The organism is Bradyrhizobium genosp. SA-3, from assembly GCF_004212635.1.
Classification (GTDB): Bacteria; Pseudomonadota; Alphaproteobacteria; order Rhizobiales; family Xanthobacteraceae; genus Bradyrhizobium.
Window position 1 is genome coordinate 1 of sequence record NZ_PSRT01000095.1, and the last position, 12236, is coordinate 12236.

General features: G+C 64.1%; 13 protein-coding genes. 7 read left to right on the forward strand and 6 right to left on the reverse strand.

Translation table 11 applies throughout. The features are described from left to right. The first annotated feature begins 604 nt into the window (after positions 1-604). Together CWO91_RS28440 and CWO91_RS28445 are read left to right on the forward strand one after the other, a co-directional pair. Positions 605-949 carry an Hpt domain-containing protein gene (locus CWO91_RS28440; RefSeq protein ID WP_164934529.1) on the forward strand — a complete coding sequence of 115 codons (345 nt, stop codon included), beginning with the start codon at positions 605-607 and terminating at the stop codon, positions 947-949. 166 nt (positions 950-1115) lie between these two features. After that, a complete protein-coding gene (locus CWO91_RS28445; RefSeq protein ID WP_091898497.1) occupies positions 1116-1436 on the forward strand; it encodes a 2Fe-2S iron-sulfur cluster-binding protein in 321 nt (106 codons plus the stop codon). Positions 1437-1518: 82 nt separating this feature from the next. On the opposite strand, the gene CWO91_RS28450 is transcribed toward CWO91_RS28445, so the two are convergent. Then, a complete protein-coding gene (locus CWO91_RS28450; protein ID WP_130218284.1) occupies positions 1519-1986 on the reverse strand; it encodes an acyl-CoA thioesterase in 468 nt (155 codons plus the stop codon). A gap of 182 nt (positions 1987-2168) precedes the next feature. On the opposite strand from CWO91_RS28450, the gene CWO91_RS28455 reads away from it, so the two are divergent. The 3 genes from CWO91_RS28455 to CWO91_RS28465 all read left to right on the forward strand — a co-directional run bounded on the left by CWO91_RS28455 (position 2169) and on the right by CWO91_RS28465 (position 4550). After that, a complete protein-coding gene (locus CWO91_RS28455) occupies positions 2169-3197 on the forward strand; it encodes an NAD(P)/FAD-dependent oxidoreductase (RefSeq protein ID WP_130218286.1) in 1029 nt (342 codons plus the stop codon). A gap of 105 nt (positions 3198-3302) precedes the next feature. Further along, positions 3303-3899 (forward strand): DUF2147 domain-containing protein, encoded by a 597-nt coding sequence (locus CWO91_RS28460; protein WP_130218288.1) that lies wholly within the window; start codon positions 3303-3305, stop codon positions 3897-3899. Positions 3900-4193: 294 nt separating this feature from the next. Continuing rightward, positions 4194-4550, forward strand: coding sequence for a hypothetical protein (locus CWO91_RS28465; protein WP_130218290.1), 357 nt, complete (start codon positions 4194-4196; stop codon positions 4548-4550). Between the two features lie 56 nt (positions 4551-4606). On the opposite strand, the gene CWO91_RS28470 is transcribed toward CWO91_RS28465, so the two are convergent. From CWO91_RS28470 to CWO91_RS28480, 3 genes are all read right to left on the reverse strand, one after another. After that, positions 4607-4876: a hypothetical protein gene (locus tag CWO91_RS28470; RefSeq protein ID WP_164939360.1), complete on the reverse strand. Its 270-nt coding sequence runs from the start codon at positions 4874-4876 to the stop codon at positions 4607-4609. A 192-nt stretch (positions 4877-5068) separates the two neighbouring features. Beyond that, entirely contained in the window at positions 5069-6433 is a 1365-nt protein-coding gene (locus tag CWO91_RS28475; protein ID WP_130218294.1) for a sensor histidine kinase, read from the reverse strand. Further along, positions 6430-7110, reverse strand: coding sequence for a response regulator transcription factor (locus CWO91_RS28480; protein WP_130218296.1), 681 nt, complete (start codon positions 7108-7110; stop codon positions 6430-6432). Before CWO91_RS28480 ends, CWO91_RS28475 begins: the two co-directional genes overlap by 4 nt. Positions 7111-7452: 342 nt before the next feature. On the opposite strand from CWO91_RS28480, the gene CWO91_RS28485 reads away from it, so the two are divergent. Both CWO91_RS28485 and CWO91_RS28490 read left to right on the forward strand, forming a co-directional pair. Further along, on the forward strand, positions 7453-8340 hold the full coding sequence (locus CWO91_RS28485) for a MipA/OmpV family protein (protein ID WP_165405764.1): 888 nt from the start codon (positions 7453-7455) through the stop codon (positions 8338-8340). Between the two features lie 6 nt (positions 8341-8346). Continuing rightward, complete coding sequence (locus tag CWO91_RS28490) at positions 8347-9087, forward strand: hypothetical protein (protein WP_130218298.1); 741 nt, start codon at positions 8347-8349, stop codon at positions 9085-9087. 16 nt (positions 9088-9103) lie between these two features. Here CWO91_RS28490 and garD read toward each other — a convergent pair whose 3' ends face one another. Both garD and CWO91_RS28500 read right to left on the reverse strand, forming a co-directional pair. Then, positions 9104-10645, reverse strand: a complete 1542-nt coding sequence (gene garD / locus CWO91_RS28495; RefSeq protein ID WP_130218300.1) for a galactarate dehydratase — start codon at positions 10643-10645, stop codon at positions 9104-9106. Between the two features lie 134 nt (positions 10646-10779). Then, positions 10780-12228 (reverse strand): aldehyde dehydrogenase family protein, encoded by a 1449-nt coding sequence (locus tag CWO91_RS28500; RefSeq protein ID WP_130218302.1) that lies wholly within the window; start codon positions 12226-12228, stop codon positions 10780-10782. Positions 12229-12236: the final 8 nt, after the last annotated feature.

The window sequence follows — 12236 nt, forward strand, 5'->3', positions numbered from 1 at the left end:
CGAAGCTCGGCTCGTCGAAGCTCGGCGGCGCGGGCGGCGCCACCGGAGGCGGCGTTTCGTTGCGCATCGCGGCGTTGCGGCTCGTATCCGCAGCGGTGTCACTGATGTTCAGGGCTTCCTGGATCGCAGAAAGCGCAACTTCTGTGGGGTCTTTGACCTTTTTCGGAGTGTTCGCCATGTTCAGTCCGAGCCCTCGTTACTTGTACGCGTCCCCCCGCGAGCCCTGCGCGCTACGCGAGCCCACAGACCGGATCATGCCGCTTGCGCGGATCTCCGAGCCGTCCCCACCCGGACGGCTTGTCCGCCAATTTCTGCAACATCCTATTGGCAGAGCGTCGCGAATGAAATGCCCGCGATTAAGACAATCTTAATCATCGTTAACAGGATCGGGCCGTAACGCCTTAGCAATAAATGCAATTCTCCACCGAACTTGGCCGATTGCGGCAACTTTTAGTCAACAAACCGGCGGATCTGCGTCAAACAGCCCAAACATTTCGTTAACCATTTTCATGCTTGGGTGGGAGGAACCTGACCGCCGGACCGGCGGGACATCGCGAATGCCGGGGCCTGCGTCATGATGCCTGAACTGCAACGGATGGATTGGATGCCCTCGCCCCCGCTTGCACCCATTGACAGCCCGCTCGACCTCGATCACCTCTCGCGCATGACGCTCGGCGATGCCCAGCTGGAACGGGAAGTGCTGGCGATGTTCGCAGAGCAGGCGGCCCGCCTGATTGCGGCGATGACGGCGCTGCCGGCAGAGGCCGGCGCACTCGCCCACAAGCTCAAGGGTTCGGCGCGCGGGATCGGCGCCTTTGCAGTGGCCGATGCCGCAGCCAGCCTGGAGACCGCGATCCGGACCGGCCATGGTCGGCCCCACGCTCTTGCTGCCTTGAAAGAGGCGGTAACCGAGGCTCGCACCGCCATCGAGGCGATGCTGAAGCCTTAAGCGCGGACTGTCAGAACCCGGTTCTACTCTTTTGTTTTGACGCGTTTTCTTGCCCCGAAGCGGGATTCACGTCGCGCGAAAACGCTATGGCGCCGGGCGGACCGACCCGTTATAGGACAGCCGGGACCCGTCCTTCATTCCAAGCACCGCGGCAGCACGAGCACACATGGCCAAGATTCACTTTGTCGACCACAAGGGCGAAACCCGCACGGTGGAAATCGAGAACGGCGCAACCGTGATGGAAGCCGCCATCCGCAACAGCATTCCCGGGATCGAGGCTGAATGCGGCGGCGCCTGTGCCTGCGCGACCTGCCATGTCTATGTCGACGAAGCCTGGCGCGAGAAGGTCGGCAGCCCGACGCCGATGGAAGAGGACATGCTCGACTTCGGCTTCGACGTACGCCCGAACTCGCGCCTGTCCTGCCAGATCAAGGTCTCCGACGACCTCGACGGGCTCGTCGTCGGGACGCCGGAACGCCAGGCCTGATCTTCCCTTCCGTAGTGAATGATCGTTCCGGAAAAGCGCTACACGGTTTGCGTTAACCCGCCCTTCGGGTCCGGATCATGGATTAGGGGCGCGGCGGCGCGACCTCGATGCCGCGTTTGTGCCAGGGTCGTAGCTTCGCGATCACTTCCGCAGTGAGCGGCGTCGGCCGCCGCGAGGCTTCGTCGATCATCACGCCGACCGAATTCGCCGACGCGATGCACTTTCCTTGCGAGAATACGACCTGCTCAAAGGTCACCGAGGTTCGTCCGAGCTTCACCACGCCAAGGCCGAGCTCGATCGTGTTCGGCCAGTGCAGCTCGGCGCGGAAATGGATGTCGAGCCGCACTATGATCCAGGCAAGACCCGGCGGCGTCAGCCCATATTCCGGGAGCTTCATCAGCGTGACACGGCCGGTCTCGAAATAGGTGGCGTAGACGGCGTTGTTCACGTGCTGGTTGGGATCGAGATCGCCGAAGCGAACGTTGTCGCTGAGGCGATAAGGGTAGTCTTCCAGGCGCGGCGTCGTATCGAGGCGGCTTGGTGCGTTCACCGATTGATCTCCGTCATATCCTTCCTCGTTACAACCCAGTTATTTTGACCCGGCAAGTGGGTGCGGCTGCGGGGCGCTCCCGCTTTTATGCCTTCCCTGATCCATCCCCGTTGGTTAGACAGGCAGGGTCACCTCGGCCCAAAGGGCGCCGTCTAACCGATAACGACCGATAAAGAGACGACATGAGCGACGTGATCAAAACCGATGTGCTGATTATTGGCGCCGGCCCCTGCGGTCTGTTCGCCGCCTTCGAGCTTGGCCTTCTCGACATGAAGGCGCATTTCGTCGACATCCTCGACAAGGTCGGCGGCCAGTGCGCCGAGCTCTATCCGGAAAAGCCGATTTACGACATTCCCGGCATTCCGCACGTTTCGGGCCAGGGGCTGACCGACGCGCTGATGGAACAGATCAAGCCGTTTCATCCGACCTTCCATCTCGGCGAGATGATCGAGACCGTGGAGAAGATCGGAGATCCCGCCTTTCGCTGCACCACCGACGCCGGCAAGGTGTTCGAATGCAAGGTGGTGGTGATCGCGGCCGGCGGCGGCTCGTTCCAGCCCAAGCGCCCGCCGGTGCCGGGCATCGAGGCCTACGAAGGCACTTCTGTGCACTACGCCGTGCGCAAGATGGAGACGTTCCGCGACAAGAACGTGCTGATCGTCGGAGGCGGCGATTCCGCGCTGGACTGGACGCTCAATCTGCATCCGATTGCCAAGCGCATCACGCTGCTGCATCGGCGCGACGAGTTTCGCGCCGCGCCCCACAGCGTCGAGCAGATGCGCGCGCTGGTCGCAGGCGGCAAGATGGATCTGAGGCTCGGGCAGGTCACGGCGCTCTCCGGCGCTGATGGCAAGCTCTCCGGCGCCACCATCAAGGGCAACGACAACGCCATGACCGAAATTGCCTGCGACACCATGCTGCCGTTCTTCGGCCTGACCATGAAGCTCGGCCCGGTCGCGAACTGGGGCATTGCGCTGGAGAACAATCTGGTGCCGGTCGAGACATCGGCATTCGAGACCAACGTATCAGGCATCTTCGCCATCGGCGACATCAACACCTATCCCGGCAAGATCAAGCTGATCCTGTGCGGCTTCCACGAGGGCGCGCTGATGTCGCAAAAAGCCCATCGCTACGTCTATCCGGAGAAGCGGCTGGTGTTCCAGTACACGACCTCGTCCTCCAGCCTGCAAAAGAAGCTCGGTGTCAACTGACGGCGCTGAGCAGAGAGCCGATGCCCCATGTTTCTGGTGCTGGAACCATTCGCGAAATCGCCGTAGTCTGCGGCCATTCCGGTCGTGGAATAGCAAGGTGATCTAATGCGGAATTTCCTGTCCAGCTCTCGGCTGCTTCCCTTCCTCGCGCTCGCGTTGTCGCTCCTTGCGGTGACACCGTCTGCGGCACAGACCGCCGAGCCTACGGCGGCGGGCCTCTGGCAGAAGGTCGAAGACGGCAAGACAGTCGGATGGTTCCTCTTCGTCGACCACAACGGCGTCTTTGAAGGCGTGATCGCAAAAACCTTCCCGCGGCCAACCGACGATCCGAACGAGGTTTGCTCCAAGTGCACCGACGACCGCAAGAACGCGCCGGTGCTCGGCATCTCCTTCGTCCGCAACATGAAGCGCGAAGGCTTGAAGTACGAAGGCGGCAACGTGCTCAATCCGCGCGACGGCCAGATCTGGAAGGCCAACATGAAGGTCAGTCCTGATGGCCAGACTCTGACGCTGCGCGGCTATCTCGGCATCGCGCTGCTCGGCAAGGACGAGACCTGGACGCGCCTGCCGGATGCCTACATGGCCCAGGTCGATCCTGCCATCGTGGCAAAATATCTCCCTCCGCAGGCCGCTGCCACGAAGCCGGCGGCACCCGCGACGAAAAAGGGCGGCGCGATGATGGCGCCGGCGCCCAAGCAGTAAGGGCGTCCCTCGCGCACTGTGCCGCCTGGTCGGCAGTAGCTCCACACATCATCATCATTCCTCGTACTGGCGGGGAAGACGGAAAGTCGGCGGCGGTCATATCCGCCGAAAGACGAATGCGCCGCGGGCCCGCTCCAGTAGTTGCCCGGAATGCAAGCTGGCGCCGGATTTGCATAGCTATCCGCAAAGCTGCTGGGGGGACGAGTCGCTGCCCTTCAAGCCTTTCGCCGAGCCGCGGAAGGCGGGCGGCGCGCGTTGTCCCTCGCGGCGATCATTTCGACCCGCGGAGACGATATGCGACTTGCAAGATTGTGTGCGGTGCCATTACTGGCCCTGACCGCGCTCTTGGCGACATCGGCGCTGGCGCGCGACGACGGACGCTACGCCAACTCGCCGCTAAAACCCTGGTTCGAAAGCCTGCACAGCGAATTCGGACAGTGCTGCACCGACGCCGACGGCTACGTCATTGCCGACGTCGACTGGGAGTCCGATCGCGGCCACTACCGCGTCCACATCGACGATGAATGGGTCGTGGTGCCCGACGGTGCGGTGATCACTGTGCCGAACAAGATCGGCCGCACCATGGTGTGGAAGCACTATATCGACGGCCATCCGCGCGTGCGCTGCTTCATGCCGGGCAGCATGACGTGAACGAGCTGTCATTCCGGTCGGCGCGGAGCGCCGAACCCGGAATGACAAAGCGAAGCTTAGTGCGCCTGGTTTTCCGAACCCGCGCTCGCGAGCCGCTTGACGCGCGGGGTCAGCACCGAAACCTGCGCGGGCGAGGCGGGCATGCCGGCGACGATCATCGCAGGGCTTGCCGACTGCTCCTCGACGCCGGCGCCGCCGAGCACCTGCACTTGCGTCGCCGAGATCGGAAACGAGGTCACTTCGTAAGAGGGAAGCTCGCTGGCAAAGGCACCGGCCGAGCTTGCAATCATGGCGCCGGCAAAGGCAATCATCGAGAGAACACGCATTGGAAAATCTCCGTGGAAGATGTCAATCGGAGGTTTGGTCGCGTCGATGCCGGGCCAGGTTCGCTCGTCTGCGAACATTCCCATTGCTCTCGGCGAATATATTGGTTGCGTGATGCGAAAGGACGAAACGGGGGAGAAGTTTTTCGCGCCAATGTTTCCGGACGGTTTCGCGGAAGAGCCGACGCGCCTCGCTTAGTGCTCTTGCAGATCAAGCTGCGGAGCTTTTGCCGGCGCGCTAGCCGCGGAAAAGCGCAGGCTCATCGTCGTGCCGCGGCCGGGGACTGAGGAGATGACCAGCTCGCCGCCGTGGGCGGCCATGATCTCGCGGACGATCGACAGGCCGAGGCCCGCGCCGTCGCCCGTGGTGTTGCCGGTTTGAAACGGCTCGATCAGCTTGTGTTCGGCGCCATCGGGCAGGCCCGCGCCGTCATCGTGAATCGAGATGCCATCGCGGCTGAGCGTAGCGACGATGCGTCGCGCGCCATGGGCATGGATGAGCGAATTGCCGACGAGATTGGCAAGCGCGCTGCGAACCGCAGCGTCCACACCCTGCACCAGGAACGGACCTTCGCCGTCCTGCTCGAGCGCAAGCTCGATACCGGCGTCCAGCGCCGAGGGGCTGAAATCGGCCAGCATCTCCAGCGTGATCTGGGCAAGATCGATCGGCCGCTTCTCGATCGCATGATTTTGCAGCCGCGCCAGGTCGAGCATGGCGGAGACCAGCGAGGTCAGGCGGCGGACGTCGCGCACCAATTCAGTCCGGAGGGCCGGCTCGGGCACGTCCTCGATCTTCGCACGCAGCAGCGTCAGTGGCGTGCGCAGCTGATGGGCGGCGTTGCCGAGGAAGCGGCGCTGCATCCTGATATAGGCGTCGATCTCGCCGAAAGCGCGGTTCAGGGCCTCGACGAGCGGCTTCAACTCGCGGGGGACCTCGCTTAGGGAGATCAGACCTTGCGGCGCCGCAGGGTCGATCGCGAGCGCGCGAAGCGCCACCCGTTCGATACCGCGTGAGACGAAACGCGCGGCCAACGCCGCGCCGACGGCAACGGTCGCGGCAAAGGCCAGCGCCAGCAGCATGATCGAAAAGACACTGCGGATGAGAAAGTTTCTCGCCATCCGGCCGAAACGGACTTGAGGCTCGCCGACCATCATCGCGAGCTGCAACGAACCCCTTTGCACGACGGCGAGGCAGAAGGTGCTCTTCTGGTCGAGCGTGTTGAAGACCGATGAGCCGACGGGCCCGTGATAGGGAAATGCAAAGGGGAGGGCCGGCCGGCGTTCGCTGCCGTACTCGCTGACCATGTCGCCTGCGGACACGACGTACCAGAGGTTCGGGCTGTCCGCCTTCAGCTCTTCGAGGGGGCGGGTCGGGCGCACCGTGAGTTTCTGCCCTTCGATATCGGTGGCGCGATCGAGGACGGCAACCACGACCCGGCAAGCCCTGAACTCGCGCTCCTCCATCGGATAGCGCCAGATGAAGAGGCCGAGCATGATCAGGAAGATCGTCGTCGCGGCGATGCCAAGCGACAGCGCAAAGGTTCTGGCGATCGACCTCATCGCGGTGTTGCCAGCCGCAGGATGTAACCGATGCCGCGCATGCTGCGGATCTCGACGTCGCCGCCGAGCTCAGTCAGTTTCTTCCTCAGGCGTGAGACCTGCGCTTCCAGCGTGTTAGACTCGATCTCGTCGTCGAAGCCGTAGATCTCCTCGATCAGAGCGGCGCGGGTGATGACGCGATCGCGCCGCATCAGAAGCGCTCCCAGGATCAGCGCCTCGCGCCGCCGCAGCAGGATCTTGGTGTCGGCGACCACCGCCTCGTTGCTGCCGAGATGCAGCTCGACATTGCCGAGCGACAGCACGGCAGGTGCGAGCAGGCGCGGCCGCCGCAGCACCGCGCGCACCCGCGCAAGCAGCTCCTGCGGCTCGAACGGCTTGCCGAGATAGTCATCAGCGCCCCCGTTGAGCCCTTCGACGACATCCTCCTTTGCGTCCTTGGACGTCAGCATGATGATCGCAGGACGCTCCGGCGACTGGCTCAGCGCGGTGACCACCTCGAGCGCATCGCCGTCGGGCAGCATCCGGTCGACGATCGCGAGATCATATTTGAAATTGTCCAGCGCCTGGCGGGCATCGGCAATCGAGCCGACGAGGTCGACGATGCCGTGCAATTGCCCGAGCAGGCGGCTGACATAGGCGCCGATCTGCGGTTCGTCTTCGATCACGAGCGAGCGCACGCGGGTCGTTCCTGACTCTGCTGGGGCCATATGGCCCCGACGTTGACGCTCTCTGGCCGAAGTCCGGCGGTTCGGTTCGTGCGCGAGTTCCCTTTAAGGCATCGAGCTGGGCGAATAAATGGCAGGCACGTGCGGGCTGACTGGCGCTGGCCGTCGAAGTTTTGGAGCTCGAGCGCGGCCCTGCAATGTTGCGGCAATGTTTGTCCTGCGGCGCATCTGGTGCGCGGAATGTCGCGGGCACGGTCGACCGTTGCAATCTTGGGGCAATTTTGCCGGACCACATGCTGTGGCGTCTAACCACATCAGTCGACTCGGCCAGCAAGGCCGGTCCGGGGCCCCGTAATGAAGCATTTTGACGAAGCCGCTCTCCGCCTCACGGTGAATGCGCGGCTGACGACCGCCTTCCTTGCCACACTCGGCGCGATCGTGACGATTCCTCCGTCCGCATCTGCGCAGACCGCGTTCACCCTGCCGGCGTCGCCGTTCGAGTTGCCGATGCTGCCATCGCCGTCCGGAAACTGGACAGTCATGGTCGGCATCGGCGGAGAATACACCCCGGATTTCGTCGGATCGAAGAACGGCAAGTTCATGCCGATTCCGATCTTCACCATCCGCCGCGCCGGATCGATCGACCAGTTTCGCGGGCCGCGCGACAGCGCCAGCATCGCGCTACTCGACGTCGGCAATTTTCGCGCCGGGCCGGCGTTCAAGTACGTCTCTTCGCGCAAGAGCGACAAATATGCCGAGCTGACTGGCCTCGGCGACGTCAAGGCCGCATACGAGCTTGGCGGTTTCGTCGAGTATTATCCGGTCGACTGGCTGCGCCTGCGCAGCGAATTGCGCCAGGGCATGGGTGGCCATACCGGGACGGTCGCCGATGTCTCCGCTGACGTCATCGTGCCGCTGATTCAAAGGCTCACCATCTCGGCCGGCCCGCGCTTCACCTGGAAAAGCACCAAGGCGACCGCGCCGTATTTCGGCGTCGACGCCGCGCAGACGCTGGCGTCGGGATTACCGATGTACGATGCCAAAGGCGGCGCGCACTCGGTCGGCTTCGGCAGTCAGATCTCCTACCGCATCAACCCGCAGTGGGAGGTCCATGCCTATGTCGAGTACGAGAAGCTGCTCGGTGACGCCGCGGACAGTCCGCTGGTGAAGCTGCGGGGATCGTCGAACCAGACCACCGTTGGGCTCGGTGCGTCCTATTCTTTCGATTTCAGGATTCGATAGCTCGCCATGCGCCGCATTGCTTTTCTATGGATTGGCTTAGCCGCCGCTTGCGTCGCTCTCGGCGCCGCCGCGGCGTTCGAGACGCGCACCAGCCGCCTCCAGGCGATCAAGACCGTCGGTATCGTCTCGGCGATCGGCGAGGAGATGAGCCTGACGCAAGCCGGCCTGACGGGCCTTGGCAACACTGGGCAGAACGTCCCGATCAGCGCATGGGGGCTGGACGAGATGATCGTGCAGCAGGCGACGAGGCTGCTGAGCGGACGTTTTCGCGTGCAGCCGGTGAACTACAGGCGCGCAGCCTTCGCCGCGATCAGGGACTCGGCGGTTGCACCCGTCAATCTCCTGCGCAGTGATCCGTTCAAGGAGCTGGTTCGCAGCGATGTCAACCCGCAGGGGCTGGATGCCTACATCGTCATTACACGAGCAAAATCGAAGCTTGGAAACGGCCGGGCCGTCGAGGGCATAGGATTCGCGGAATACCGGACGCTGCTTGCAAACTACGGCCTGATCCACGCCCTGTACGAGATCCGCGTGATCGAGGGCAAGTCGTTCGACGTGATCGAGAAGAGGGCGGCAGCGCCGCTCGACAACACCGGGACCATGAGGATCGCCGGTCCGAGCGGCGCGATCGACGACACGTTTGACGGTCCGGCGTCAAGCGAACGGTTGCGCGCGGCGATCGCCGATCTCATCACGCGCAGCCTGCCTGTCACGCTGGGCGACATGCACCTGATCGACAGTCAGTGAGGCCGGCTCGCCAGCCTCAGGTCACCGGCGCCGGATTGAACAGCGTGAGATCGTTGTGGATGCCCCAGCGGTCCGACCACGGCTTGGTCCGGCCAGAGGCGACGTCGAGGATCAGGCGGAACAGGTCCCAGCCGCATTGCTCGATGGTCTTCTCGCCGGTGGCGATGCGGCCGGCGTCGAAGTCGATCAGGTCCTTCCAGCGGCGGGCGAGCTCGCTGCGCGTCGCGACCTTGATCACGGGCGCGGCCGCAAGGCCGTAGGGCGTGCCGCGGCCGGTGGTGAAGACTTGCAGCGTCATGCCGGAGGCGAGCTGGAGCGTGCCGCAGATGAAGTCGGAAGCTGGCGTTGCCGCGAACAGCATGCCCTTCTGCGTCGCCTTCTCGCCAGGCGAGAGCACGCCGGTGATGACAGACGATCCGGACTTGACGATCGAGCCCAGCGACTTCTCGACGATGTTGGCGAGGCCGCCCTTCTTGTTGCCTGGCGTGGTGTTGGCGCTGCGGTCGGCGCCGCCGCGGGCGAGATAGGAGTCGTACCAGGCCATCTCGCGCACCAGCGCGCGGCCGACGTCCTCGTTGATCGCGCGCCGCGTCAGGAGCTGGATGGCGTCGCGCACTTCCGTCACTTCCGAGAACATCACGGTGGCACCGGCGCGCACCAGGAGGTCCGCGGCAAAACCGACGGCGGGGTTCGCGGTGACGCCGGAGAAAGCGTCGCTGCCGCCGCATTGCAGGCCGATGACGAGGTCGGAGGCCGGGCAGGTCTCGCGCCTGCGGGTGTTGAGCACCTTCAGCCGCGCCTCGGCCTGAGTCATGATCGCATCGACGATCGCGCCAAAGCCGTCGAAGGCTTCGTCCTGCATGCGCACGATGGCATCGCTGACGCCTTCCGGCACCAGCCGCTCGGGCGCGAGCTTCTCGCAGCCGAGGCCGACGACCAGAATCTCGCCGCCGAAATTAGGGTTGAGCGCGATGTTCTGCAGCGTGCGGATCGGCACCACAGCGTCGGGCGCGGTGATGGCGACGCCGCAGCCATAGGCGTGCGTCAGCGGCACGACGTCGTCGACGTTCGGGTACTTCGGCAAGAGCTCGGCGCGGATGCGTTTGACCGCATACTCCATCGTGCCCTTGACGCATTGCACGGAGGAGGAGATGCCGAGGATGTTCTTGGTGCCGACCGAGCCGTCGGGATTGCGATAGCCCTCGAAGGTGAAACCTTCGAGCGGCGGCAGCGGCGCCGGGACGGCGGTCGAGATTTCGAGCTTGTCGAGGGCAGGGGCCTCCGGCATGCGAATGCGGGCTTCGTCCACCCATTCGCCGGCCAGGATCGGCGACAGCGCGTAGCCGATCACCTCGCCATAGCGGACGATCGGCGCGTCTTGTGCGATGTCGACCAGCGCCGTCTTGTGTCCCTGCGGCACGAAGGCGCGCAGCGTCAGCCCGCAGGCGAAGCGGGAGCCGGCGGGAAGCCCGAAATCATTGACGACGATCGCGACATTGTCGCGCTCGTTGAGCTTGATGTAGCGGGGCTGCTCTTTCGCTGCGACTGACTGGTCCATCTGCTCTTGCCTCAGAGACTGAATCGTAGGGTGGGCAAAGGCGCAACGCGCCGTGCCCACCATGCTTCACACCGAAGATAAGCGGTGGGCACGCTTCGCTTTGCCCACCCTACGATATCTACGATATCGGCCCATCAACCCGGATTGGTATAGGCCGTCTTCACCGCAGTGTAGAACTCGCGGGCATAGGAACCCTGCTCGCGGGCGCCGTAGCTCGAACCCTTCCGGCCGCCGAACGGCACGTGATAGTCGACGCCGGCGGTCGGCAGATTGACCATCACCATGCCCGACTCGCTGTTGCGCTTGTAGTGCGAGGCGTATTTCAGGCTGGTGGTGCAAATGCCGGAGGCGAGGCCGAACTCGGTGTCGTTGGAGATCGCCAGCGCCTCTTCGTAGTTCTTGGCGCGGATCACGGCGGCGACGGGGCCGAAGATTTCCTCACGCGCGATGCGCATGTTGTTGTTGACTTCGGTGAACAGCGCCGGCTGGAGGTAATGGCCGGGCGTCTCGCGCTTGAGCAACTCGCCGCCCCACGCAAGCTTGGCGCCCTCGTCCTGGCCAATCTTGATGTAGCGCAGGTCCTGGTCGAGTTGGCTCTGGTCGACCACCGGGCCGATATGCACGCCGGCCTTGAGTGCGTCGTCGACCGACAGGCCCTTCAGGCGCTCGGCCATCGCCGCGACGAAGCGGTCATGGATGCCTTCGGTGACGATCAGGCGGGACGAGGCGGTGCAGCGCTGTCCCGTCGAGAAATAGGCACCGTTGACGGCGACCTCGACGGCGGTCTTGAGGTCGGCGTCGTCGAGCACGACCAGCGGATTCTTGCCGCCCATCTCGAGCTGGAATTTCTTCATCGGATTCGACAGCACGCAGGCCTGCGCGATCTTGCGGCCGGTCTGCACCGAACCGGTGAAGGAGATCGCCGCTACATCCGGATGATCGAGCAGAGTTTGGCCGACCACCGAACCGGAACCGACCACGAGGTTGAACACGCCGGCGGGAATACCGGAGCGGGTGATGATCTCGGCGAGCGCATGGCCAGAGCCGGGCACCAGCTCCGCCGGCTTGAACACCACCGTGTTGCCGTAGCAAAGCGCGGGCGCGATCTTCCAGGCGGGGATTGCGATCGGGAAATTCCAGGGCGTGATCATGCCGACAACGCCCACCGGCTCACGGGTGAGCTCGACGTCGAGGCCGGGACGCACCGAGGCGCCCTTCTCGCCGATCAGGCGCAGCGCTTCACCGGCGAAGAACGCGAAGATCTGGCCGGCGCGGGCGACCTCGCCGATGCCTTCCGGCAGCGTCTTGCCTTCCTCGCGCGCGAGCAGGCGGCCGAGCTCTTCCTTGCGGGCGAGGATTTCGAGAGAAATCTTGTTCAGCGCGTCATAGCGCTCCTGCGGCGTCGAGCGCGCCCAGGCGGGGAAGGCGGCTTTGGCGGCGGCGATCGCCTTCTCGGTCTGCGCCTTGTCGGCCTTGGCATATTCGCCGACGAGGTCGTTGGTGTTGGAGGGGTTGATGTTCCTGGTGACGCCGGAGCCGTCGACCCATTCGCCGCCGATGAAGTTCTTCAGGATTGCAGTCATCTCGTTCC

Coding starts and splice junctions, on each gene's coding strand:
- CWO91_RS28440 (WP_164934529.1), top strand. CDS start 605: ATGCCCTCGCCCCCGCTTGCACCCATTGACAGCCCGCTCGACCTCGAT.
- CWO91_RS28445 (WP_091898497.1), top strand. CDS start 1,116: ATGGCCAAGATTCACTTTGTCGACCACAAGGGCGAAACCCGCACGGTG.
- CWO91_RS28455 (WP_130218286.1), top strand. CDS start 2,169: ATGAGCGACGTGATCAAAACCGATGTGCTGATTATTGGCGCCGGCCCC.
- CWO91_RS28460 (WP_130218288.1), top strand. CDS start 3,303: ATGCGGAATTTCCTGTCCAGCTCTCGGCTGCTTCCCTTCCTCGCGCTC.
- CWO91_RS28465 (WP_130218290.1), top strand. CDS start 4,194: ATGCGACTTGCAAGATTGTGTGCGGTGCCATTACTGGCCCTGACCGCG.
- CWO91_RS28470 (WP_164939360.1), bottom strand. CDS start 4,876: ATGCGTGTTCTCTCGATGATTGCCTTTGCCGGCGCCATGATTGCAAGC.
- CWO91_RS28475 (WP_130218294.1), bottom strand. CDS start 6,433: ATGAGGTCGATCGCCAGAACCTTTGCGCTGTCGCTTGGCATCGCCGCG.
- CWO91_RS28485 (WP_165405764.1), top strand. CDS start 7,453: ATGAAGCATTTTGACGAAGCCGCTCTCCGCCTCACGGTGAATGCGCGG.
- CWO91_RS28490 (WP_130218298.1), top strand. CDS start 8,347: ATGCGCCGCATTGCTTTTCTATGGATTGGCTTAGCCGCCGCTTGCGTC.
- garD (WP_130218300.1), bottom strand. CDS start 10,645: ATGGACCAGTCAGTCGCAGCGAAAGAGCAGCCCCGCTACATCAAGCTC.
- CWO91_RS28500 (WP_130218302.1), bottom strand. CDS start 12,228: ATGACTGCAATCCTGAAGAACTTCATCGGCGGCGAATGGGTCGACGGC.